The sequence below is a fragment of the Achromobacter sp. JD417 genome (assembly GCF_041879325.1).
Taxonomy (GTDB): Bacteria; Pseudomonadota; Gammaproteobacteria; order Burkholderiales; family Burkholderiaceae_B; genus Achromobacter; species Achromobacter mucicolens.
Window position 1 is genome coordinate 913,635 of sequence record NZ_CP087159.1, and the last position, 23,629, is coordinate 937,263.

Sequence of the window (23,629 nt, forward strand, 5' to 3'; positions counted from 1 at the left end):
CTCGAGCTCGGCCGGGACTTCAGGCTTGCTGGGCGGGGTGGCCTTGAAAGACGTCTCGAGCCCAATGCGCGAGGAGCATAAAGTCGGCGTCCACCTTTTGGCGTTGGAATCGGGAGTCCGGGCAGTGAAGATGGAAGACGAGCTCGCCGTTGGCATCGAACATTGCGTCGATGGCCCAATAGTGCTGCAGCTCGCACGCCTGCCCATAATCAAGCAGGATCCTACCCGCGAGGCGCGCGGACCGAGCGACATCCGTACGGAACATAACGAAGGGCGTCCGACGCGTCGGCAGGCGCCACAGCCGATGTCCTTCGCAGCTGCTTACTGATGAGACGACGCCGTCGACGTTGAACGCCGCAACCAGTGCACGGACGCGCGGATCGATGACATCGAGCGCTAGCGCTTCGGTGTGTGGCCGCAACGATCCTTTGAAGAGGCGTGCTTGCATCCTCCGGCGAAAGGCGCTGCGCATATGCTCAAGTACGGCTTGCATGGTTTGTATAGGCCGGAAGCCGATGAACTTGCACGTCACCGTCGGCGGCCGTGTTGAAGTGCAGGCGTAGCAAGGCGTCGGTGGCCTGCTTGTAGCGAGAGCGCACACGCGGCGGCATGGAAAGGTATGCCAAGAAAATGGAAATCGCGCCGGTGATGCCGACAATATTCGTCAGCGTTGCGCTGCCCCATGCGCGTGCGTGCCACTCCGCCGATAGCTCCTGCAGCATAGGTACCGCTTCATTGGGAAAGGCCATTGCAAGAAGTGCCAGTAGCCAGAAGAGAACTAGGGCCAGATGAGCAACATCTTCGCAGCGAGGGCGGCCGACCACTTCGAAGAGGACATAAGTTGCTCGACGGCGACACCGCTATTACGGAGAACGCTGCGCTGAATAGCGGCGTAATGCCTGTCGGCCATTGTCCCGACCGATATCCCGTTCACAGTGACCTTCCAGACGATGGGCCGCGGCTGGGTGACGCGTGCCTTCAGACGGCGGTCGTAACTCACCGCCGTGACGTACATCATGGCGGCGACTACCCCGGCAGATATCCCGAAAACAGGCATCTGCATGCCGCTCGCCATACCAATGACGAAAACAAGCAGCAGACAAAACGCAATAACGGTGAACCGGAACGGAAGTGAAAGATCGAGTTCTTTAATCATGGATTTTACTCGGCTGCGAGCGAAGCGCTCGCCAGGTGAAGAAGAGGGTTGAACCAGGAAGCGACGGTGCAAAGCACCTGTGGCTGCGTCCAGGGCGCCACGTGACCTGCAAACGGGCTACTCGCGCCAGCGAGAGCTACTTACACGCATGAGCCGAACGCAAGTTTTAAACTCACAGCCGCTCTTGCCGCTCGATTGCGTAGATCGCGTCCATCAAGCCATCCACAAGCTGGTGCATGTCGGCAGTGGTAAGTGAGGCGGACGCAGTCGGCGCGCCAGGCATGCCACAGCCATCCATGGCTAGAAGTGCGGTTTGGCCTTTGCCGCACTCGTGCTGGAGCCGTAGAACACCCGGCTGCCCCACCGGCGCTCTGAACGGGATTTCGACGTCTATGCGTTTGTTCATAGCACCCGCCCAGGGTTGAAATACACCTGCGTCAGCTTGTAGTCGGCGAAGTACAGCGAGATATCCAGCGTGGAAAACAGGTAGCGCCGAATGGTGTCGAGATCCATCTGATTGCCGGCCGTGGACTGCTTGACGAGGAGCGCGACGCGTTCAAACGAATCGGGCGCACTGTTGGCGTGCGTGGTCGTGACAGATCCAGGGTGGCCAGTATTCAGAGCGTTCAGGTAGTCCCACGCTTCCGGGCCGCGCAGCTCGGACAGGAATATCCGATCGGGCGAGCTGCGCATGGCGGCCTCGATGCACTCTGTCGCCGACATTCGGCCCGCACCTTTGCCGTAGATCATGTGCACGCGATTGGGATGGTTAGGCAGGAAGAGCTCGTGCACGTCTTCGATGGTCAAGAGGCGTTCGAGGGAGGGCACGCAGTCGATGAGGCTGCGCGCGAACGTCGTCTTTCCTGAGCCGGTCTTGCCCGCGACAATGATGTTGCGGCATTGAAGGACTGCGCGTCGCAGAAACTGCAACATATCCCTCGCTGTCAGAAGGTCGAGCAATTCCTTGTCGTTGTCGGTCAGGTTGTCGAGGTGTCCCGTCAGACCACTCACATTGACCCAGTTGGCGAAGGCCCCTTCTGCGGCCAGCTCGTCCAGCGTCTTCACGACACTGCTGTGCTTGCGAATGTTGATCGAGAGTGCGCCGTCGATCACCGCAGGCGGCTGGGCAACCTGAGCGCGCTCCCCGTCCGGCAGCAGCAGCGACATGATTGGCGTGAAGTTGACGTTGTTGTAGCTGGCCATGGCGCTCACCAACGCTTCCAGAAAGCTGAAGGTCAGCTTCGGATCGTGGCGCTCATGCCATCGCCCTTGAGAGCGCGTAAAGATAACGCCAGGCCGGGTGATGGTGATCTCGCGGACAGCGTCGTCGGCCATGTAGCCAGAGATGGGACGCATCATCTGGCGCAACGCTGTGTCGCGCCCGCCCGAGTCGACGGGCGGTGCACCGGAGGAGTCTTTCATAGGGAATCCAATTAATGCGTCTGGCCCGCCGAGACCCGAAGGTCAGGCAGGCCTAACGGAGGATGCGTTGGAAGCTTCGGTCAGCTTCGCAGCATTGGCAGTGCCGGCGACTGCGCTGCTACCGCGGGACGGACCGGAGCGTGTAAACAGAACTGAAGTCCAGGTCGCGAGCGACATAGATCCCCAACCGGCCTCCCTGGTTGCGGTATAGCGTCGGCGGAATGTTGATGGTGTTATCCAGCACCGTGGTAACCGCGTTGGTAGCCGCGTCGCCCGTCGTGTTGAATTGCACTTGCCCGTTGTCGCTGCTGCCACGTGAGGTAGCCCACGTGCCCAGATCGCTGATCAAGCTGACCAGGATGGCACCGCCGAACCGCTCAGCGAAGTGCGTGTCGATGAAGCCGTCCAGGCCTGCCTCACCCAAGGGGCCGGTGCCAGGCGAATCCAGGTGGATGACAACACCCTTGGGCGTTTCCAGCCGCGACCATACGACGCCCACGCGCGGCTGGCCCTGGGCCAGCACGCCTTGCTGATAGCCGATGAACCGGGATCCTTTGTCGATCAGGACCACGCGACCGCTGGTCGAGCGGATATCGTGAGGCGCGTAGCAGCTCAGCATGCCTGCCTGCGCAGTGACGAGCTTGGTTTCCTGGACGCAGTCGATCATCGAGCCCTGCGTGATCAACATGTCTCGGTTGCCGATCAAACCTGCTCGCGATGCCGAGAGCTTCATAGGGGTGAGTTTGCTGGCCATCGGCCCGCTGTCGACTTCGCGTGCTGGCGGAGGGGAAGAGCTGGACTGCCCGGAAGACTGGCCTTCTTGTCCCTTGGTGCCACGAAGGCCGCTGGCCAAGCGCCGCTGGGTGACTGCGTCTACCGTCACGGCCTGTGCAAGGTCAGGCACTGCGCCCTTCTGCTCCGCCTGCATTGGAGCAGGCACTATAGGCGTAGCCAGAGGCGAATCAGGCATCGGAGGTGGCGGCGGAGGAGGTTCGGGTCTGAGCTTCAGGCCGGGAAGCACGTTCTCGATTCTCGCCTGCACGGCGGGCGCGGCCTCCTCTGCAGCGGGCGAGTTAAATGCGCGCCATCCCGTTACGCCGATAGCCATCAGAGCAATCAGGATCATCAGAAACATGAACGCTTTTGCGCCCTGTTGCATCGGCTTGGCCGTGCCGGACAAATCGGGCCGGCCGCGGCCCTGTATCTGTGCCTGGTGCTCCTCGATCTCCGCCACGGCGTCAATGGTTTGACCGGGTCTTTTTCGCCTTTTGAAGAACTTCATGGCGCTGGCTCCTCACGAAGGACGCGTTCGACTTGCGGGGACACAGTCCCGGTGGCCAAGCTGCGTGCGACAGGCGGGCCATCGTTGTGAACGGCCAGAACCTGGTTGCCAATTCGCAAGTGCCACCGTTTGGCGACGCGATGGAGTACCACGGTTTGTTCGTCTTCCATATGGCGGTTCACAATGACCTCCTGGCCGTCGGCGTCGACGAAGTAAATGGCTGGCAGATCCTGGCCAGGCGCGAAACGAAGCCAGGTCTGCGCACCGTCATCCCAGGCGGCACTGGGTGCCAAGCTGATGTCGCCGCTCATCGAGTAAGCCTGCCAGTTGATGGCGACGTCCGCCGTGGCCAGGTCGCGCTGAACGCGCTCACGCTCTTCCTGGGCGGCCGACTTTGCCTGCTCAAGCTCGGGGTAGCGCAGCACCACGCGAAAGACACCACCGCTCTTTCGGGCCTTTTCATACTTCAGGAGGAACGAGTAGTTGCGCTTGGTCGTGATGTAAAGGAGGTTCGTGTCGGCCTGCTCGACGATAGGTTTGAGCAGGAGGTGCTTGCCGATCTGCTGAAAGTCATACGCGGCCGAATCACCGAAAGCATGAGTCACATAGTCCTCATCGTCGTTCAGCTGGATCTGCGTTGCGACACCCAGCGTCGTGTCGACCTGAATGACGTCTGCGGCGTCATAGTCCGTCCAGCGGATGCGTTGATCCTTGGGCGAAGCTGCAGGGCGGTCAAGCGACCAGGCCGGCGCTGCGACCGCGCATAGCGCGGCCGTCAGCACCGCCAAGGCCAAAGGCCTGAAGCGGATGTTCATCGGGCGTGCCCCATCTCGAGGTTGCTCTCGCGTTGGCGGACCTGGTGGTGCGAGTGCTGATGCTCGACGCCCAGCTCGGCCTGCTTACCATGGTCAGCGTCGCGCACCAGGCCGACGCCTCCGACGGCCTTGAACGGATAGCTGATCGCGAGGGCTTCTTCGTTGCCGGTCATCTCGAAGGAACGATTCAGCGTGTTGCGTGCGTGGACGATGAGGTCGCCTGTCTCGTTGTCACGCTGAATCAGGCAGTTGGGAGTCGTCCCAACGATCGGACCTTTGTACTCGCGACCGTCTTCCGGTTGGCGGATTTGTCGGTCCTGTTCCCCGTACAGTTCCACCGGACGGCGCGTTTCGCGGATCCGCTCTTCGAAGTGCTTGCCGATGCGGTCAGCGGCCATCACAGCGGTAGGCAGGCGCAGGTTCGCATCCTTTTGGAGATGGTCCTTGCACAAGCGGGCGGCGCCGTAAAGGTCGCTCTTTGCATAGCGCTCAATGTCGCGCAGCAGGGCAGTGCGCTGTGCGTTGTCCATGCGGCCCACATCTTCGAGGCGGCGGGCGAGTTCGTTGATTTGTGCTTTTTGCATGACGATTACCTCAGCGTTTCGACAGCGGTCGAGTAGGAAATGACTTGAAAGCCCAACGGGTTGTCACGGATCACGCTTTCCGACATGGGCGTATTGACGAACCGATAAGCGAGGGTGGCGATGAACTGCTCAGAATTCGGCGCCCGATTGGGGCCGATCTCGCTTCGGGTAAAGCGAACCGTGGCGGTCTGGTTGGGGCCGGGGGTGATCGAGCGGACGCTGATCGCCAGGCGCGTGTGCTCGCCATACTTTTTGTCCAGGGCTTCCCGGCCCGTTCTCGAGTCATCCTCGAACTTCGAGTGGTACTGCTTCTGCACGTCAGGGGAGCTGAACAACCCGCAGCGGTCGTACATGTTCTGCAGGGTTCGCCAGTCGTAGCCTTCGCAGGAAAGCACGTACTGAGTGACGAAGTAACGGGCGAGCCGGGGGCCGTAGTCTTCCCGTGCATCACCAACCTGAGATACGTTCTCGACCTCGCCGGTCGCGTCATTGACACGCACAACGTAGGGCGGTTGGGGCGTGTAGCTCAGCAGGAGGGCGGTCAGCGCACCGACAGCGAGTGCCGCCAGCACAAAGAAGGCTGTTGCCACTCGCCAAGCTTTGGCCCTGGACACGCTGAATTCCGTAAGAAGGTCTCGGTCCAGGCCACGGTTGCGATCCAGTTCTTGCTGCAGTGAGAGCTTGGGATCTTCAGAGGACATGACCTTCCTCCCTTTGCCCGACGAGGTGGAAGGGCCGCACGTTTCGTACGGACGTGAAAGGGCGAGCCGCGGCGAGCGCGGCCAATATGGCGTGCTTCATCGATTCTCCGAGGAGATGAGGGGATTTAAATCAGAGGAGGCTGGCTAATGCGCAGCTCAAAGAGAAGGGCACAGCGATTGCTGTGCCCTGTGAGAAACCGGCAGTGGCGCCGTTGATATTGCTTTGACCGCGCTAGCGATCCTGACTCATGTTCCGAACCATCGAACGGGTCATTTCATTATGTTGCTGTTGGGAGTGCCTTTTCTGCCAAGGCGCGCGTCCAACATCGCTCGAGCGTTGGGTAGTCGCTGTGCCCGCTATAAATAGCTGCGTCGGCCATTTGAAGCAGAGATACCAAATCGGCCGCAGAATCCACGTCCAGCTCGCGCGTGCCAAGCTCACCCACTGGAAGGCCGAGATCGGTTGTTCGGCTCCCGTCTGAAGGGACGGAGATAGGGGCACATCCTGGCTCACAAGCGGAGCCCTCGAAAGAGGTTTGCCCAGGGGCGTAATCGGGGCCATCAGTTCTCCCACAAATTGTCTTGAAATCGAGATGATGACTTGCAGTAGGTTTGGATCAATGTTAGCCGATCCTACCCAGGAAAGGAACCGAAATACCCCCCCCTTCTCCGCCCGTAATCTTTGCCGCCACGGTGGAGACCTGTTCAAGCATGTATTTGGAACACATCATGAAAAAGACGATGGCTGTGAGCATGGAAAAGATGTTTATCTGATCCGCTGCTGTGAGGTCTAACAGCCCTTGCTGCAGCATGCCGAACATGCCCATGATGAACATGAATACGACCATAAATAGGCCAGCATAGATTGCATAGAACAAGGCTTGACGCAGCCAGGTAGTAAAGAAATCCCGGGTCACATCGAACAGCAGAGCCAGTATGCAGAGTGGCCCCAACACGACGACTAAGCCCATCCCGACTTTTACGGTGATAAGTACTAGCATGCCGATCGCGCTCATTACGGCAGACATGATCGTAATGATGACCGACACGACGACAAATACGAACGCTTGTGCGATCTTTCTGATGCCGCTGGGTGCGCGCTCCTGCAGCCTCGTGCCGATCTCCGCGCCATTGTTTGCGGCATCGTCCATCATCTCTGAAGGAGTCTTGACGGTGCCGGTAAAGAGCTGTGCGACCGACGTGGGTAAGTCCAGCATCACGGTGACGATCCTTTGCTGATAAAAGCCATTGGCACCGGCTATGCCCACAATGAGCACAATGTTGACGACACGTCGCAAAGCGTGGAGTACCGGGGTTTGAATTGCCCCGGAGCAGATTAGCCACCCGTACCAGATCAGTGAGATCGAAAGGCCGACCGAGACAAACGGCAAGATTTTCGCCGTGACGGATGCGACCATTGGCGTGACGACATTTGTCAGCATCGTGGTTACTGACTGATCGATCCAGTTCGCGATGCCACCGAGACTGACAAGGCTAACCCCGGTGGTGGCCATTACCGCGCTCCCGGAAGCGGCGCCCGAATTGCGCTGAGGCTAAAGGAACTATCGGCGAGCTTCTCGGCCTGCTGTTCCATCAGTGCCTGCTCCGCCTCGATCTGTCGGGTCAGCATATCCGCCCGAGTTTGGTCGGCCTGGATGTTGGCCTGCTCAACCAACAGACGAGCCTGAAGGTCGGCAATAGCCTTCGGATCCTGGGTTTGGTTGATCTGCGCCTGGAGCTGGTCCACCTGTTTGACGCGAGCGGTCATGGCTTTCTGGGTCTGCTCCATCATCGCCTGACTGCGGATAGCGAGTTTATCGGCGCGCGCATCGAGGTTCTTCTTGTCTTGCTCGTAGTTCCCGGTCAGACGTTCCTCGCGCTCAATGCGCTCCACGACGTCTGAGATACCGCCCAGCCCGCCGCTGGACGCCCGCAGGATCTCTCGTGCGTCCGCCGGCAGGGCATTGCGGATCGCCGGGTTGTTCAGGATGTCGCCGAGGTTGCGCGTGCCCGTGAGCGATTCGAGTTGGCGTTTCTGACTTTCGAGCTGACTCTTGAGAACCTGGATCTGCTCGGCGTACTTGGCCAACGTCTCCACATGCTTGATTGCGCGGTCGGCGAGGCTGGCGCCGTCAATCACGGGGATTCCGCTCGCGTGGACAGGGGCCAGCGCGTTGCAGAAAAGGACGGCGGCCAGGCATGCGGTGACCCGTGCGCGCCAGGGGCTGCGCAGGCGGGTATTGCCGTTGTGCTTCTGGGTCATTTTTAGCTCCTTGTCGCCTCTTGGGCGCGTTTGAGGTAGTGGGGCAGCCAGATCGCGGGATCGTCGCCATGGGTGGCGACGGCCGCTTCGGCGATTTCGGCCAGGTCTTCAGAACCGGAGAACACCAGCAGTGCTTCAGGGCAAGAAGAAAGGTCCAGCTCGGCGGTGACGGCAGACTCGTTTTGCTTGACGACGAACTGCCGGCTGAATGGCGGCAGTTCCTTGACCATCTTGAAGACGGCCGGGGACAACTTGAAACCCTCGACATATTCCTCGGCGGTTGCTTTGGGGTTCTCGAGGAACATGGCAGTTGCCGACTGCTGAATGAGCGAGCGCCCCACCGGGTTCTCCAAGATCGCCGCCGGTTCCTGGGTTGCGAACACCAGGACGCCGTTCTTCTTGCGAACGGTGCGGCTGGCGTCCTGCATCGATGCTTGGAAGTACGGCACTTTCAGCGGGTGCTGCACCTCGTCAAAGAACAGGGCGATACGTCGGCCGTCCATCATCTGGTCAGTCCGATAAAGCAAATATGTGATCGCCGCGTCCCGGATCGGCCCTTGTTCGAGAAACTCCGTCAGGTCAAAGCCAAAGAGATCTGTGACTGCGAGGTCAAGCTCGTCCTTCGGGTTGTCGAACAGCCAGCCGTTCTCGCTTCCGGCACACCAGCGCTTGAGGCGGTCCTTCAAGCTGAGCTGGCCATCTGGCGCCGGCGCCGAAGGCAAGAACTGCAGCAGGGTAGAAAGGCACCGGTCCCCCAAGTCGATATGGCTGACCAGGTGGTCGATTGCCTCGGCGATCTGCTTTTGCTCGGAACTGCTGGGCGGCTCGTCGCCCCTGGCGCCCAGTTGCCGCGTCATGCTCGCCATGAATGCGACGTTGGAGGCGGTGGGCGGCAGCTGCAGGTAGTTCCAACCGGTTCTGACGCCCAGGCGCAGCGGGAAATACTTACCGCCCATCGCCATGACCGTGACTTGCATGCCGCGATCCTTGTCGAAGACGACGCCCGTGTAATTGAACTTGCGTGCCTGGGTGATCAGATGCCCTAACAGAACGGTCTTGCCAGCGCCTGACTGCCCGATGATGGACGTGTTGCCAAGGCGACGCTTGCCTGTATCGTCCACGTCCTCCAGCGAGGCGTGAAAGTTCAGGTAATAGGGCGTTCCCCCAGTCGTCTTGAGCATCGTGACGGCCGGACCCCAAGGATTGCCCGCGGGCTTTCCGAAGAGGTAGTTGTGCATGGACGCGAAGCTCAGGAAGTTGAGCGAGGTGATGGGCGCCGGGCGAGGGCGCCACTTCCAGTTGCCTGGGAGCTGCGCGGCCCATGCCGCCAGGGAAGCGCGATCACACAGCTTTCCAATGATCTCCTCATCGGCCAGCGCGCCGCTGATGTTTGCAGCCGCGCGAAGGGCGCTTTCGTTGTCCTCTCCGAACACTTGGATCGTTGCGTGATGATCCCCCATGACGAAGCGGCCGGCGGCCAACTCGTCACGCGCCTTGTGCAGATCCGCGATCTGTGACGACGAGTAGTCGCCCGAGTCTTGCAGCCATTTGATCTGGCGCGATAGGGCTTTCAGACCGTCTGCCTTGGACATTGCCCCGAATGACTGCGACAGGACGAACTCATGAGGCTGATTGAGCAGGCAGTTCAGATGGCCAGCTCTGGTGTTGTTGGGGTATTCACGCAATTCCAACATCACATAGCGGCGTGTCCAGTCGGGCCCGCGCATCTCGCCCAGCTCACCGTGCGTGGAGAAGAACTGCCGGCTGGTCGGCAGGTAGTTGTAGAGCCGGGCATTGACCAGCGGCACGGGCTGCATCTTGCCGTTGAGCAAATAGCCCAGGAACTCCGCGGGCTCCGAGAACCGCGACATCCTGCGCGGAGCCTCCTCATCGCCTATGTCTTGCGGCGACTCGCGTTCGACGATGGACAAGAGATCCGGCGAATAGCGCTTGAGCGAGCCGCGAAGCTTGCGGTTGACGTCATCGAGCTGCTCGATGGCCTGGTTCTGCCAGGCGAGCGCCGCGCGCGCGGTGCGCTTCTCAAAGTTCGAGAGCAATCGCAGCGCGGGATCAATCTGCGCCCGCATCAGCACGGTCAAGTACATCTCGTTGATCATCGGCGGCTTGCCTGCAAAGACCTTGCGGTACGCGGCGTCATGATCTCGCGAGAACTGGTCCGGATAGTCACTCTCGGGGTACTCGAAGACCTTGCGCCGGACCAGGTGCGACCAGATCCCGAATCCAGTCGGAAAGCCACGGAAGACGTTGTTCAGCTCCTCGACCCAGCGATAGTGTTCCTCTTCGCTGTAGCCCTGGAATGTACGGCCGTCGATACGCCACACTGAAAGGTACTCCCAGTCGCGGGTTGCGACGATGGTCGGGGTGACGTGGTGGGAATAGGGAACGTATTCGCTAACCGGTGGCTCATGCGCCGGCAGCGTCACGGTGGATTGTTGTTTCATCGGTCGTGAACTCCGCGCCCGCGTGCCCATGGGCGCCGCGGACTGTAGGGCGTGGGTGTGAGCGAAACTGCTCCCCAAAAGCCCTTGTTTTTGGCGAAGATCTTGGTCTTCAACCAAAGCTCCCAGATCCAGAAGGCCCGGTCATCGTTGCGGCTGACAATGGCCATGATCGGATAGAGCGCAGGGAAGAGCAGCCAGCCCCACAGGGTGAAGGACGCCGCCGTGACGGTCAGGAAGACCAGGGCCGCAAACGCCCGCGTCGGAACTCCACCCGGGACGGTGGCGACGCGGGTGGCTCCCTTGAAAAGAGGGAAGCGGTTGGGCGGCACTTCGGACCCCACCGCAACTGGGGCGGCTGCGGCGGGGGCTTTTGCCTTCTGCTTAGGCGAGGTGGCCATGTTTAGAAGAGCAGCTTGATGATGCCGCCAGCGATCGCGCCGGCAAATACCATACCCACCGCCCACTGATAGGCGGTCTCCTTGCGAATCACGTCGAAGGAGTAAAGGATGCCGATGATGCCCGCAGAGATGAGGCCGATGACCGGGATGATCAGCCAAAGCCAGTCTTTCAGAGCTTGCGTGGCACTGGTGGCCTTCTCGAGCTGAGCCATGGCCAGCTCAGGTTGCAGCATGAGGAGCGCTGCCAGGGTGGCATATGCCAGTGCGGTGAGCATGCGCCAGCTCTTGGACGGCGTTTTGATGTGGGAGGAAGAGGAAGCGACAAACATGTGAAACTCCAATGGGTGTGGCCTTCCGGCCGGTCGGCGGGGAGGCGTTTGTTGAGGCTGATGGGAAAATTCCGGTGTTTAGCGGCTAAACACGTTGAGGGGTACGTGGCTACTGCGTAGGCGGACGTGTGGGCAAGGTCGGTACTGGACGCCCGAATACCGCGTCGGTCTGCGGCGTGAAGGCATCGTTGCGCCGGGTGCCGAACGCATCTCTGCGGGGCGCTTGGAATGCGTCTGGCTTGGATGGCTTGGGTGGCGGTGAACTACCTGCCTTGCGTTCGGCGTGGGCGATGGCGCCGGCGTCCTTCACGATTGCCGGTACGGCCAGGCCCGCGCCTGCGATAACCTTGCCGACATAGCCATTGGTGAAACCTGATGTGAGGTTGCCAGTGTTGTAGCAACTGAATGCCGCATACAGCGCATTCTGTCCAGGCCCATGCAGCTTGGCTGCGCGCTGGTAGCAATTCACGAGTACGCGCTGCGCAGAAGCCAGGTTCACGCAAGGGTCAAAGATGGACTCCGGCGTGACACCCAGCCACTTCCAGTTGCGCACGTTGATCTGGCCGTAGCCGACATCGAAGTCGACCCCCTTGGCCATTAGCTCACGCACCGCTTCTACAGCTTCCTCCTTGGACTTGGGGCGGATGCTTCGATGCGGCTTGGCGTTGACGCCAATGGCAAGCGGATTGAACGCAGACTCGTGCCGCACTACCGCGCTCAGCGTACTGATATGCACGTCAGGCGCGCACTGCCGGGCGAGCGTGGGAAAGTCCATCGTCTAATTCCCCCCGCTTCCAGAGCCGTGTAACCACTCCTCGTGCTGCTTGCGCTCGGCGAGTTCCTTTTCGTACTTGGCGAGTTCGCGGTCATAGTCCTTCGCCTCAACCCAGTAGCCGCGCTCTTCGGGCGTTCCAACGTAGCGAGGCAGATCGTCATCAAATGACGTGTACTCGTGCGAGACATAGGCGTTGCAGTAGCCCGGTCGTTTGTTGCTGATGATGGGGTATCCGTCGTCGCTGGTCCCTCGCCAGGCGCCGAGGCCCGCGTTTAGGGAGCCTGCGTCGCATCGCCCTGCGCCATGGGCGAGCGCATCTGCGAGTGATGCCATTTCCTTGGTTTGGTTGGAGGACGGGCACAGCTTCAAAAAGTCATGGCGAGCATCCAGCGTGTCGGACAGCTTTTTCTTCTTGATGCCGTAGAAGTGCGAGAGGGCCGGGTCGCACTGCCCCGGCCGTACTCCGCTGGAAAGGCAAATGAGCGCTTCGCAGGCCAATTTCTTGTCGCCGGTCAGATAATCGAATTGACCGGGGCTTTGCGCCCACGCCGGAGATGACAGTGCCGGGAGAATCGAAGCAATGATAAGCGCCATCAGGCGCCGCAGGATCTGCATGGTTGGGGTCCTCAGATTAGTGGCAGATGTCGTAGCTACCGACGTCGACGATGTTGCGGCCTTCACGCGTCTCGGTAGTCACGATGCAACCGCTCACGGACGTGATGTTGACTACACGAGTGGCTGGAATGCAGTGGCTTCCATCGCCGCCCGTGTAGCCGTCGCAGCTTCCGTACAGCTCGGCGGTACGATTGCTGTTGGACAGTTTGCAGTATCCGAAAAAGCCGCTTTCACCCCTAACTTCGACCGACTCGCCGGGTTCCGCCAGCTTGCCGTACCAGATGGGATCGTTAGAGTTGCCGCTACCGGCGGTGGTGCCCGACGCGAACAAGCAGTTCAAAGTGGCCGAGGGTCGATGAATCGTGACCCCGTAGCGGGTGCCGTAGTACACCAACATGGCGCGCTGAAGGTTCGGCGTAACGATGGTTGAGTGATTGTCCGACCATCCACTTTGGCCGCCGTTGACCCCCGCTATTAGGGCGTCGACTACCCCAGGAAGGCGCGCCGCCACACATGCGTCTTGCCAGGGCCCCCAGCCCTCGTAGGCGACGTCGGCGTGATTGGCCTGCAAGATGTAAGCCGTTCGGTACCGAGTTCGGCTGCCGGTATAGCCCGCGGGGCAAGTGGCAGATTCGGACTGGGACTGAGCCAGGCGGCAACCACCGTAAGTTGTGTGCCAGGCATAGCCTGAGAAGCAGCCGCCAGGAGGAAGCGGCGCGCCTTGGGTGACCTGGACGTTCATGAGCGTAAGGTCCGTCTTGAGCTGGACGTCGGCCTGCTTGCCATTCGGGTCCGCCGCAGCCGCGGCGTGGGTGGACACCAGCAACGCAGTCAGGGCGAGCGCACGCCGGCCCCAGCACTTGAGAGTGTGGAAATTCATGCTTGCCTCAAAGGTGATGAGTGCGTCCATAGTGGACGCACGTGGGGGACTGCCTAGTTCCTGCAGCCCTGGATGACGGCGGCGCGTGCGTTTGCGCCTGCCGGAGAGATAACTACGCGGTCGCCACTCATTGCCACGGTCTGGCCCACCCGAACATAGCTGGAGCCAGAGTTTTGGAAGCGTCCCGCGAACGTCCCGTTCACGGTTACGGAGCCTGCGGCATTGACCGAACCTGATCCTTGAATGGTCCCTCCGACCGAACCGCCAACGTTAACGTCAGTCCCCGTGACAGTGACGTCTAGGGATTGGATCGACGCATACCTCCACGGCGTCTGACCTGCTGGGCAGGTGAGCGCCGGAACTGCTGCATCGGTCGGCAGGTTGCTGTACACCCCAGTAACCACGTGACCGAAGGGCGTAAACCACACCCCGCCCGTGCAAACCGCGAGCATCTTATTGGCCGTTGAAGCGTAAAGACCTTCGATCGTGCATGCGGCGCCTGGGGCGACCGACGTTTTGAGCAGCAAGCCTTTGTTGCTCTGGATCGTCTCTCCCACTGTCAAGGTGTTATGCAGAGTGACGGGGCGGGTTTCACCATGCCGCACGAACTGGCCGAAGGGTGTGGCGTCCAGGCTTGCAGCGATGACTGCATGCCCTGGCTCTGTGCCGAAGTCAAACCAGGCACGCGGAATGTCCATCAGCGGCCCCCGTACATTTGCGGACCCGCGCGCGTCGTGGCCACCGTAGCCGTCAGCGGCCAGAACCACCTTGCTCAGGAGGGCTTGGTCGAAAACGCTACGGTTGGCGGCAGGCGGTGTGCATCCGGCATTCTGTCGGAGGCTGCGCGCTGCGTTGATGGGATGGCAGGCGTAGACGAAGGCGCTGGTACGGCAATCAGCGCCTGGGCAGGCACCCTGTCGGACCAGAATGAACCGCGCTACGTCTCCCAAGCTCGGGTATCGCGGGATGGTCGCCGGCAGCAGCCCTAGCGCCGTGAGATCGGAGAGCCCGCCCCGCGCCACTTGCGCACCTCCCACGCTGGCCCAGGCTAGAGCTGGAGGCGTGGGATACGAGCCTGCGGGCAGTCCGGTGAGGTCTTCGCCGCGCAGCCAGGCCTCGTGCTTTAACTGCAGATCGACCACCGCGCCCCGGATTTGCATCAGGTAACGGCCGGTCGCTTCAGCGGCGCCTTCGTCTGCTTTGCGTCTGACTTCCTTCGCCGCGAATACAGCCAGCAACATGACGAGCAGTAGGGCGACCGTGACCTCGACGAGAGTAAAGCCTGCCTGTGTGCGCGCGCGGGAGGGCAGCGGTGATTGAAATAATTGCATTGGTTCGCCTCCGTTGAGAGCCCGTCGGGGCGTGCCGGTGGCACGTCCCACACGCAGTCCCAGGGAATCAGCGCGTGGCGAAGACGAAGGTGTTGTTGTCGCCATTGACGCAGAGGTTTTGGGCGGTGACGGCGTTGAACGTCCCCGACTCGCTGTTGGCACCCAAGGTTTTTGCGACCGTGCCGTTCACGCTGATCATCTCGGAAATGCCGTTCAAGGTGGAGGCGAGGACAGGGCAGGCGCGATGGTTGACGTTCGTCAGCGTCAGGGAGAACGCGCTTCCTACCGCGCCGCCACCCAGCGCGGCCGGGGCGATAGTGATCGTCCCGTTCGAGCCCACGCCGGTACCGCCGAGGCGGTGTGCAACCGTGTTCCCGGTCACCTTGAAAACGGTTGAGTCCCTCAGCGACGGCGCCAGGTTCTGCGCGTTGTCGATCGCCGAGTAAGGCGTGGCCGAGTCACCTTCGCTCATGATTCGTGCAGTGGACATGAACCGCTGCAGTTCACCAGCCGCCGCAGGGACACGACCTTGAACAAAGAAGCCCTTTACCGAGGGGAATCCCACGATAGCGAGGATGATGACGATAGTGATGACCACGCCCACCTCGGCCAGCGTCCAACCGCCCTGACGGCGAAGGTCCGCAGATTTGGCGCGTTGGATTGCACGCTGGGTTGCGATGTTGTGCTGTTGCATCTGAATTCCGATTGTTCGAATGAGTTTTCACCACGAGCTTTCGTGGCGGCGAGTTGCTACATTGCGTCGATCATCAAGGCGTTGCGCATGTCCATGATCACGCTTTGATGCCAAAAGAAGAGGCCTGCCATGAAGAGGACGGCGCAAATGAGCGCCGCCCATCGCAGCACCTTTGCGCGGTCTTCAACGCGCTTGAGAATGGTGGTCTCCATGCGTGCGCGGGTCATCTGCAAGCCCGCGTCCAGGCCAAGCGTGTTCGTGAGGTCTTCGAGATACCAGTAGATCTCTCGATCCAGCAGGCCAACGTCAAAAATCTCCGCGCCCTTTTTTGCGTCGTCGAGTCGGTTCTGAATGGCCTGAAGCCGACGGCTAAGCCAGCGGGATGCCCCGGGTAACTGCAGCTCTATCGCTTGACGGATCTGCATGACCTTGCCGGCGCGAGGCTTGACGGCGGTTGCCGCCGTGCTCACGACCGCAATCGCTTGAACGTCCCGGTAAAGCCGATACGGTCCCCACTTGTCGAGCCACCGGCGTAGCGCGTTGTCCATATAGGGAAACGAGAGATAGACACCAACGCCGAGGGCACTCGATACCAACCACAGCCGAATACCTTTGTCCCGAATCCACTGCGCCATGTCGAAGAACGCCTGGGTCGACGGACTAAGCAGCTCAAACCGTATGTCGGGCATGGCGTCCTGCAGCATGGGCGCGGTGAGGTAGGGGACCGCGATCATCACCATGGCCCAGACCAGCAGCAGCATTAGGGCAGCCACCGCCAACGTTCCGACGAGGATTGACCTAAGCTTGGCCGTCACGCGCACGACGGCGGCCATGTCGCGCAGCCCTCCTGCGAAGACTGCTTGCCCTTGGGTTTGCAGCGAAACGAATTCCGCTACCTCTCGCGGTGGGAGCGTCCGGTGAAGCGTCCTGCCAAGCTCGCCCGTCTCCACAATTCGGTGCGCCCAGTAAGCCGACAGGACGCCACGGGCGCTTTTGCCATAGCGCTGGGCGTCTGCCTCAAGAATGCTGAGGAACGTCCGGCGCCCCTGAGTGTCCTCCGTCATGTCCGCCAAGTATTCGTACCAGTCCGCACGGGCACGCGCGAACTTGCTGGCGGCCTGGCCCACCCGCGTGAAGTAGAAGGGAATCTTCATCCCTTTTTCCTTTGGCGCAGAAGTGTTGCGTACGCCGTGAAGTGAGGCTCAATGTCCCGGGGGTCGATCATTCCCTGGCTCATCTTGTAGACGGCGCATTCCATGGTCGACTTTCCTTCCATATCAGGGTCGTCGTAACGGGCGGTGCGCTGGCTGGCGAAGATCGCTCTCAGGCGGATCTCGTCCCCGTTTGCGATGGCTCGAAGTGCATCGGGATCACTAGAGGGCTCGAAAAGTTCTGCTACTGCAGTACGACTTGCGTACCCGAAGAGTTCAGGGATCCCCTTCTTGCGGCAGTGTTCGCACCCGTCCGGGTTACGGATCTTGAGCGGATCGCTGCCGAAGTCGTATAGGGCTTCGATGTCCGCCAAGTACCGTTGCCATGTATCGCGATCTCGATTGATTCCCATCCGATCCTGGGCGCCGTCAAGGAGTGCCACGGCGGGAAGTGCGCAGCTGCACAGCTTTGGCATCAAAGCCTGGTGAACGAGCAGCTTCAAAACGCCAGGGGTTCCCAGCGTGCTGCGCGGTATTCCGATTTCGCTGGAGGCAAAGCGCTGCGGAATGGCAAGCGCACCTCCCACGTGCGTCGTGCAATATAGGTTGCTGCCCGAGAGCACGATGTCCTGAAATGCAGCGCCCGTGAGTACATCGCGAATCTCACCGAGAAAGACGTCACTGGCGGCTGCCCGCTTGAGCGCCATGAGCTTCGATTTCATCGTGTCGCGGTCGGAGCCATCCAATGAGCGCGAAACGCTGGCTTGGAGCACTGCCTCCATGATGAGTTCCACCGGATCCTCGATCGACATCCGCTTGCGGGTCTTCGGCAAGCGCACGATGAGTTGGGCGATGCTCACCGTTTTCCCGGAGCCGGGGATACCGCCCATGACGATGGCGCCGCCCATGCTGCGCATCGCCCGCTCGAACTGGGCGATCTGCGAGGGGAGGTATCCAAGGGCTGACATGTCCACCGTTTGCACCTTGGAGTCCACGTCCAGCAGGCGCAGTGTGATGGACGGCCCCTTGTCCGCAATGAATGAACCCCAGCGAAGCATGTAGCTGCGCTCGTCCACCACCTCGTACAGCCGGCCCTGTTGCTCGTTGGCCATGTCAAGGAATAGGCCGTTCCCGCCGCTGACATCCAGCCATGCAACGCTGGCCATGTCGAGGAGCTGCTGCGTGGGCATCGCCAGATGTTCAGGCGTGGTGTACTGGCCGTCGATGGTGGCGCTGATGCGCGATTTCGCGGCCGTAGTGTCGATGTTCAGATGCAGATCGCTCGCATCGTTGCGAACCGCCCAGGACACAATGTCGTAGAACCCCTGGCGAACCGCCGACTTCTCCTTTTGGCCACGGATCCGGGAGCTTCGCTGCATCACGTCTTCGGCCTGCATCCGCTCTCTGACAAGGGTCAGCAGAATGACCGGGTTGATCGTATATATGTGGACCGGGCCTTTGGCGGCGTCGATGGCGCGCTGTTTGACGGCGCGAAAGATGTCCGTGTCGACTTCGCGCGGTTTGACGAACACGACATAGCGCGGTCCCTCGAGCTCGGCGACGCATGCGGTGACCGCCGATGTCGAGCCGCACCAATCGACCTTGAGCGTCCTGAACGCCGGCTGCATTTGCGTAATGTCTTCGAACGAATCGAGGTGCGGGTAGTCGTCACCGGTGGGCACTGCAGGCATCGATGCATGCATATCCAGCACCGGCATTTCCTCTTGTTCGCGCAGGCTGACATGCAACGTTCGCTTGAGCCGCCGCACCCACTGAAGGAAGCTTGAAATCATGGTGTTCCCCGATTAAGGCAATAGGTGACTACGTCCTGAGACTGGTCAACGAAGCTGGCGCAGGGTTGCGAAACGGCCTGCAGGCGCAGTCCGAGGTCGACGCCGGCAACCGGCTCGGCGTGGCCGCTGCGAAAATGCGCCCGACGGCCCGCCTGGTCGACCATCACCGTCAGCTGCTTGCCGACACCTGTGATGGCGAGAAGCCGAGGCGGGGCAACAACTGGCGTTGCGTTTGGATCGGGTTTGGCGGCCTGCGCGGCAGGCGGGCCAGAAGCGGCAAGGTGCGCGCTTTCGCCTATTCCGGGCTGCGCCTTGCGCTTTTCCTCATCGAGTGCGCGTTGGGCATCGAGCTCCAACAGTTCTTGCACCATCCGAGGAACTGGCTGGCTTAGATTGACGGCATCGACGCCAAAGACGGGAATCTGCGCCGCCACCGATAGCGGCACGGCAATTGCAGCTGCTGCGCAGACGACTATTGCGACGAATCGTTGTCGCTGTCTGCGTTCAGGGCGATTCAACATAGATGGTTCCTTTGAGCGTTGTGTCGAAGGCGCTCGTCGTGAGCCCTGGTGTGGTATCTGGCGAAAAGCGCACGTGCAACTGCGTGACTTCGGTGGCGCGCGGAAGCGCCAAGCCGTACAGGGAGCGCAGCGGCGCGTTGATGACGAGCGCGCGCGTTGCCGGAAGCTTGATCTCCTTGGGCCGGATCACGGGTTGTTCCAACCCGTTGGCAAGCTTGATGTTCGGTACCGAGATCGGCACTTGTCCTGGCGCAGACAGAGAAATGTCCTGCAGCGCTGGGCGCAGTGCCTGCCAGGATGGCTCCCAAACCTGCCGCATCGCGTTTGCGTCGGGGAGTTCCGCCAGCAGCAACGGCTGAGCCGCCAGCCCCGCAGGGACGGTCCAGGAGGCGTTCGCGCTCTCCAGATCGACATGCTCAATCTTCCAGGTGGGAGGTAAGGCCGCGTGCAGGGTGCGATTATCCGCAAGTCGCGTGCGCTCGTACTTCGCTACGCAGCTGCGAACCTTGGGTTGGCAGTCAACCTCGACGAGCTTCCACCGACCGGGCGCGGTCGGCACGGACTCCACTTGTTGCAGCAGCGGAGTGAGCCCCGGCTCGCCAAGTGTTCGCGCGGTCTTTGCCCACGCAGCGATTGCCTTTTTCCACAGCGTTGCTGGGTCAACTTCGGGCTGCGCGGCCAGCATCTCCTGTGCAATTCGTGCTTGCCGCTCCTCCCAGTAGCTCATGCCGATGTCCCAGGCCTCGTACACCAGAAATAGCCCCAGGATGGTCCACCAGAAGGGCGAGACCATCGCGAGACTGAAGCCCGCTCGGCGCAGGGTCGACTGCTGGTTGGTGTGCGCGGCAAGCTGTTGCAAGGAGAAAGGCCGCGACTGCGTGCGGTGGTCCCCGTGCACCTGCGCCTCGCCGTAGCGGGCCAGCGCCTCATCGAGCGCACGCTGTGCCGCCTGCAGATCTGCGAAGACCGCGTCTCCGCCTGCCTGGACCACACCAGCAACGACGACGGCAATCCATACGGATTTGTCGGGCAGGTTGAGCGTCACGATGTGGGTGCCGTGACGGTGCATCTGTGCAAACGCGGAGGCCGCCGAGAATAGGCTGGCGCGCGTCTTTGCGCGACGCTCCTTCCCTTTGGCGATGAGGAGTCCGACGGAAGGGCTGCGGGCATCGCTGTGGACAAAGTGCGTGGCCTTCACCTTGCGTGCCAGCCGCAGCGCTTCTTTCTGCGGATCCTCTCCGAGGACCGTCTGCCATCGGACGCCGAAGACAAGCTGATTCGATGTGCCGGGGATGGCGACGAGCCGATAGCTCAGCCGCCGCGGGGCTTTCTCTCGTCGTGCCACGTCAGAATCCTTCTTCGGGAATGGCCGTGACCAGCACGACCGTGAGCATCTGCTTCTCTTGCGAAGCGTCGGAGCCGCCGGCGAGCATCGGAGCCTTGTCATCCAGGCGCCGCCTGGTAGAGGTGTCGGCCGATTGTTGGTAGCCGCCGATCACGACCTGCTCGCCGGGGCGCACCATCACCTGCTGCACTCGTCCCTGGCCACCGATGTCAGTCTGCTGGACAAATGACTGATCACCACGCGCACCGACCGGCTCCTTTTTCATCTCGATGAGCCGGGTGTCGTCGTAGGCAATGGTCAAGAGCACTTGGCCGTCGTCCTGCGCGTCCGGCACAACCGTAAGGAAAGTGCCGACCGTCTTGTTGTCTTGCGTGACCGTGACGGTGGGGGCTGAGGTGTCCGACGTGCTTTGCGTTTGCTGCAGGTCCTTGATGTAGTCGAAGGAGCGGCGGGTGTCGTACTTGCCTGGGCGGCGGTTTTGCATCAGGAGCGGGATGCTCTTGTGGTCGATGATCGAACCCAATTGCGATAGCGCTGACAGTGCAAGGTTGGTTCCTGCGAACGGGCCGCTGCCCACTGTGGCTCCTACGCTGCCAGCGGCCTTGGCCGCGTCCAGCATTGGAGCGACACCAATTGCTGACGCGGTGTTCTGGCGCCCGAGGCTGTTGAACAGGATGCTCCAGTCCACACTCCCCTGGTTGATCCGATCGCTCTGCACCGTGATTTCTTCGAAGACCAGGCGCACGCGACGAGTCATCTGCCGATTCTCGGCGTCCAGGAATTCGCCGATCCGGTCCTGAGCTTCCTTGGTGTCCGTTACCACGATCGTGTTTGACGCGCCGTCCGCCGCCTTGATCACGCCGGCGCGGCTGAGGAACTGGCTGACCTTGCTGACGACCGCCGCCAGCTCGCGGGCTTCGTCTTTCGCACCAGCGGTGGTTCTGTCTGCAAGCATCGAATTGGTCGACTTGATATCGCGCTGCAGGTTTTCCTCGGCCGCCTGAGTGGGCGTGCGGACCACATAGCTCTTGGTCTCTGTCCGGTAGAAGCGCAGCGCACCGATCTTGTCGTCGTAGCGCCAGTACACGCCCAGGCGCAGTGCGATTGCGTCCAGCACGGAGGCGAGCGGGGCCTGGCCAGCTGGCAGGGGCGCCATCTTTGTGCGCGCTACGCCCGTCGGCAGCGCGGGACCCGCAACACGATCCACTGCCGCGCCGGGGATGAGAGCCGGGACGAGCGTGTCTGCCGTGCTGGCGCTCAGGCTAAGCGGGTTTACCGTGCCGAGATCGCCTGCCAGGCGCGGCAAAAAGTATTCGGCGGGGAGCAGGGCGTCGGCAGTGACCTGCGTCAGGATGCCGGTGGCGATCTGGATCCGGTCGGCCAACGTCTTGAGATCGGCGGAGTTGTTTTCAAAGAGCAGCGTCGTATTGACGTTAGCCCGGAGCGCCGGCGGCAGGGTGACTTCGCGGGCCAACGGCTGCGGTCGGCCGGCGATCCAGGGGAGCTCCACGACTTGACCCTTTGCCCGGTCGATGTCTCCGGCTTTGAGCTTGAAATGGTCCAGCGCGATGGCGCCGTCGGCTTGACGGAGGGCGGCGCGGGATTCGACTCGGTCGGTGGCCTGCAGGGCCGAGCAGCCAGCAAGCGCTGCCAGCATGACCGCCGTCAGTACGGTGCGGTAAGCAATCATTGGATTTCCTGTTCAACGCCACGGCTAGGATTGCGTGGCGGGGGATCGGTTGCAGCTGCGGGTGAAGGGCACCATGCGAAGCACGCGGTTGCCATAGAAGCAGGGGCGGATCGGCGATTCACTCATGGCGACCGCCTGCGATAGCGCCTGGGTGGCCTCTTGGAACGAGTCCGCCTCAAACTCGGCGGGAGCCTGTATCGGAATGTCGAAATTCAGTTCCCACTGATCGGGCCCGAAGGTCCAGCTGGCATCGGCTGCCCAGCGCACGAGCGCTTGGCGGACCGTGCCGTCTTGCGGACTGACCCGCCAAGTCTGTTTAGGCGGCTCCACGACTTGCGGTTCAGCAACGGGCTCGGTCGGAGCAACTTCGACCGTCACGACGGTGCCAGCGGTCGGAGTGACTTGTTGCGGGCTTGCGTTCACGTCAGTAGTAGGCGCCGTGGTTTCATTTGCCGCTACCGGCGTCGGCGTCGACGCAGAGCTGCTGGCGCCAGGCGTTGCATCAGTCGTGACCGGCAGAGGCGCGGTGGCGGCGGGTGCAGTGCTTTCGAGCTTGGGCGGCGCTTCCGGTACGGGGATGGGGGGAATGTCTGCCGAAGCCAGGGCGGTCGGCGATTTACCCGGTAGAACAGTGCGCGGATCCGCCTGGTTGATGAGGATGCGTCCAGAGTCCGGAGGTGTCGGAGGGGCGGGCGGGACAAATCCGCAGGCCGAAAGAAGGCAGGCCGCCGAGACGACGGCCGCCAAGAGGGGTGCTTGCATTGGGGATCCTAAAGAGTTACTTGAAGGTCTGGGGCGTCACGCCCTGCCGTTCAAGTTCATGGTGAACGGCGCGCAGCTCGGCCGGGGAGCTCTGTCGCCTGGTGAGCAGCAACAGTTCGAGGAGGATGGGGAGCAGCGAACCGTCGGACTGTCCGCTCGGGGCGTTATCCAGCAGCGTGAGGCGCAGCTGCGAAACATGTTCGGCGACCTGGTCGTCGACTTCGAGCCGATCCCGCAGGTACGCGGAAAGCGTCATGCCGCGATCCGCAGCTGCTTGCGCGTACCGCCGGCGGGCGTCATCGGATAGCCGGAATGTGATCGGGCGCTCAAGCAGGGAGCGCATGAAGCCTCGCCTCCTCCACCACGATGTGGCCCATGGCCTCAGCAAATGCCTGCTTGAAGGCGTCCCGCCGGATTCTGCGTTCGAGGGGCGAATCGGCTTTGCCTTTGCAATGCTCGATAAATTGCTGGTCGCGGTACTGAGCCGGAGTCATCTCCGGAGCCGTTTCGAACCAAGTGCGAGCTGCTTGGCGTGCGTCGCGCGCCGTGGATGGAAATTCAAATGCGGCGCCGGATGGGTAGGCCGCGGACGACTGAACCATATAGATCCTCTGCGAATGACGTGCGCACCTCGGCCTGCCGCCGTGGGCGACATACGCG

26 protein-coding genes are annotated in these 23,629 nt (G+C 61.5%); all 26 read right to left on the reverse strand.

What is annotated here, in order from left to right; all coding sequences use genetic code 11:
* Nucleotides 1–19: 19 nt before the first annotated feature.
* Entirely contained in the window at nucleotides 20–493 is a 474-nt protein-coding gene (locus tag LN047_RS04190) for a hypothetical protein (RefSeq protein ID WP_152383447.1), read from the reverse strand.
* Complete coding sequence (locus LN047_RS04195) at nucleotides 477–749, reverse strand: hypothetical protein (protein ID WP_175157249.1); 273 nt, start codon at nucleotides 747–749, stop codon at nucleotides 477–479. The genes LN047_RS04190 and LN047_RS04195 overlap by 17 nt, the downstream gene beginning before the upstream one ends.
* Nucleotides 750–778: 29 nt before the next feature.
* Nucleotides 779–1,156 carry a hypothetical protein gene (locus LN047_RS04200; protein ID WP_175157248.1) on the reverse strand — a complete coding sequence of 126 codons (378 nt, stop codon included), beginning with the start codon at nucleotides 1,154–1,156 and terminating at the stop codon, nucleotides 779–781.
* 402 nt (nucleotides 1,157–1,558) lie between these two features.
* The gene (gene virB11, locus LN047_RS04205) at nucleotides 1,559–2,578 is read right to left on the reverse strand and encodes a P-type DNA transfer ATPase VirB11 (RefSeq protein ID WP_152383449.1); all 1,020 of its coding nucleotides are present in this window, start codon (nucleotides 2,576–2,578) and stop codon (nucleotides 1,559–1,561) included.
* A gap of 118 nt (nucleotides 2,579–2,696) precedes the next feature.
* On the reverse strand, nucleotides 2,697–3,860 hold the full coding sequence (virB10, locus tag LN047_RS04210) for a type IV secretion system protein VirB10 (protein WP_152383450.1): 1,164 nt from the start codon (nucleotides 3,858–3,860) through the stop codon (nucleotides 2,697–2,699).
* Nucleotides 3,857–4,675, reverse strand: a complete 819-nt coding sequence (locus LN047_RS04215; RefSeq protein ID WP_152383451.1) for a TrbG/VirB9 family P-type conjugative transfer protein — start codon at nucleotides 4,673–4,675, stop codon at nucleotides 3,857–3,859. Before LN047_RS04215 ends, virB10 begins: the two co-directional genes overlap by 4 nt.
* Nucleotides 4,672–5,259: a hypothetical protein gene (locus tag LN047_RS04220; RefSeq protein WP_175157494.1), complete on the reverse strand. Its 588-nt coding sequence runs from the start codon at nucleotides 5,257–5,259 to the stop codon at nucleotides 4,672–4,674. The genes LN047_RS04215 and LN047_RS04220 overlap by 4 nt, the downstream gene beginning before the upstream one ends.
* 5 nt (nucleotides 5,260–5,264) lie before the next feature.
* Nucleotides 5,265–5,960 carry a virB8 family protein gene (locus LN047_RS04225; protein WP_152383453.1) on the reverse strand — a complete coding sequence of 232 codons (696 nt, stop codon included), beginning with the start codon at nucleotides 5,958–5,960 and terminating at the stop codon, nucleotides 5,265–5,267.
* A gap of 623 nt (nucleotides 5,961–6,583) precedes the next feature.
* Complete coding sequence (locus LN047_RS04230) at nucleotides 6,584–7,474, reverse strand: type IV secretion system protein (RefSeq protein ID WP_175157495.1); 891 nt, start codon at nucleotides 7,472–7,474, stop codon at nucleotides 6,584–6,586.
* Entirely contained in the window at nucleotides 7,474–8,223 is a 750-nt protein-coding gene (gene virB5, locus LN047_RS04235; protein ID WP_152383455.1) for a P-type DNA transfer protein VirB5, read from the reverse strand. The genes LN047_RS04230 and virB5 overlap by 1 nt, the downstream gene beginning before the upstream one ends.
* Before the next feature lie 2 nt (nucleotides 8,224–8,225).
* Nucleotides 8,226–10,685: a VirB4 family type IV secretion/conjugal transfer ATPase gene (locus LN047_RS04240; RefSeq protein ID WP_286895896.1), complete on the reverse strand. Its 2,460-nt coding sequence runs from the start codon at nucleotides 10,683–10,685 to the stop codon at nucleotides 8,226–8,228.
* On the reverse strand, nucleotides 10,682–11,083 hold the full coding sequence (locus LN047_RS04245) for a type IV secretion system protein VirB3 (RefSeq protein WP_082900587.1): 402 nt from the start codon (nucleotides 11,081–11,083) through the stop codon (nucleotides 10,682–10,684). The genes LN047_RS04240 and LN047_RS04245 overlap by 4 nt, the downstream gene beginning before the upstream one ends.
* A gap of 2 nt (nucleotides 11,084–11,085) precedes the next feature.
* Nucleotides 11,086–11,412, reverse strand: a complete 327-nt coding sequence (locus LN047_RS04250) for a TrbC/VirB2 family protein (RefSeq protein ID WP_152383457.1) — start codon at nucleotides 11,410–11,412, stop codon at nucleotides 11,086–11,088.
* Between the two features lie 109 nt (nucleotides 11,413–11,521).
* Nucleotides 11,522–12,187 carry a lytic transglycosylase domain-containing protein gene (locus tag LN047_RS04255; RefSeq protein ID WP_152383458.1) on the reverse strand — a complete coding sequence of 222 codons (666 nt, stop codon included), beginning with the start codon at nucleotides 12,185–12,187 and terminating at the stop codon, nucleotides 11,522–11,524.
* A gap of 3 nt (nucleotides 12,188–12,190) precedes the next feature.
* Nucleotides 12,191–12,802 (reverse strand): TrbM/KikA/MpfK family conjugal transfer protein, encoded by a 612-nt coding sequence (locus LN047_RS04260; RefSeq protein WP_227741356.1) that lies wholly within the window; start codon nucleotides 12,800–12,802, stop codon nucleotides 12,191–12,193.
* A 16-nt stretch (nucleotides 12,803–12,818) separates the two neighbouring features.
* Nucleotides 12,819–13,712, reverse strand: a complete 894-nt coding sequence (locus LN047_RS04265; RefSeq protein WP_286895889.1) for a hypothetical protein — start codon at nucleotides 13,710–13,712, stop codon at nucleotides 12,819–12,821.
* A 23-nt stretch (nucleotides 13,713–13,735) separates the two neighbouring features.
* A complete protein-coding gene (locus LN047_RS04270) occupies nucleotides 13,736–15,013 on the reverse strand; it encodes a prepilin-type N-terminal cleavage/methylation domain-containing protein (RefSeq protein ID WP_373981183.1) in 1,278 nt (425 codons plus the stop codon).
* A 67-nt stretch (nucleotides 15,014–15,080) separates the two neighbouring features.
* Nucleotides 15,081–15,707, reverse strand: a complete 627-nt coding sequence (locus LN047_RS04275) for a type 4 pilus major pilin (protein ID WP_152383461.1) — start codon at nucleotides 15,705–15,707, stop codon at nucleotides 15,081–15,083.
* 56 nt (nucleotides 15,708–15,763) lie between these two features.
* Nucleotides 15,764–16,861 (reverse strand): hypothetical protein, encoded by a 1,098-nt coding sequence (locus tag LN047_RS04280; RefSeq protein WP_152383462.1) that lies wholly within the window; start codon nucleotides 16,859–16,861, stop codon nucleotides 15,764–15,766.
* Nucleotides 16,858–18,651 (reverse strand): ATPase, T2SS/T4P/T4SS family, encoded by a 1,794-nt coding sequence (locus LN047_RS04285; protein WP_175157419.1) that lies wholly within the window; start codon nucleotides 18,649–18,651, stop codon nucleotides 16,858–16,860. The genes LN047_RS04280 and LN047_RS04285 overlap by 4 nt, the downstream gene beginning before the upstream one ends.
* Nucleotides 18,648–19,172, reverse strand: coding sequence for a hypothetical protein (locus LN047_RS04290; protein WP_152383464.1), 525 nt, complete (start codon nucleotides 19,170–19,172; stop codon nucleotides 18,648–18,650). Before LN047_RS04290 ends, LN047_RS04285 begins: the two co-directional genes overlap by 4 nt.
* Nucleotides 19,156–20,517 (reverse strand): hypothetical protein, encoded by a 1,362-nt coding sequence (locus LN047_RS04295; protein WP_175157420.1) that lies wholly within the window; start codon nucleotides 20,515–20,517, stop codon nucleotides 19,156–19,158. The genes LN047_RS04290 and LN047_RS04295 overlap by 17 nt, the downstream gene beginning before the upstream one ends.
* A 1-nt stretch (nucleotide 20,518) precedes the next feature.
* The gene (locus LN047_RS04300; protein ID WP_152383466.1) at nucleotides 20,519–22,207 is read right to left on the reverse strand and encodes a type II secretion system protein GspD; all 1,689 of its coding nucleotides are present in this window, start codon (nucleotides 22,205–22,207) and stop codon (nucleotides 20,519–20,521) included.
* Between the two features lie 24 nt (nucleotides 22,208–22,231).
* On the reverse strand, nucleotides 22,232–22,969 hold the full coding sequence (locus tag LN047_RS04305) for a TcpQ domain-containing protein (RefSeq protein ID WP_152383467.1): 738 nt from the start codon (nucleotides 22,967–22,969) through the stop codon (nucleotides 22,232–22,234).
* A gap of 16 nt (nucleotides 22,970–22,985) precedes the next feature.
* Nucleotides 22,986–23,312 (reverse strand): hypothetical protein, encoded by a 327-nt coding sequence (locus tag LN047_RS04310; protein WP_152383468.1) that lies wholly within the window; start codon nucleotides 23,310–23,312, stop codon nucleotides 22,986–22,988.
* Nucleotides 23,296–23,571: a hypothetical protein gene (locus LN047_RS04315; RefSeq protein ID WP_152383469.1), complete on the reverse strand. Its 276-nt coding sequence runs from the start codon at nucleotides 23,569–23,571 to the stop codon at nucleotides 23,296–23,298. Before LN047_RS04315 ends, LN047_RS04310 begins: the two co-directional genes overlap by 17 nt.
* Nucleotides 23,572–23,629: the final 58 nt, after the last annotated feature.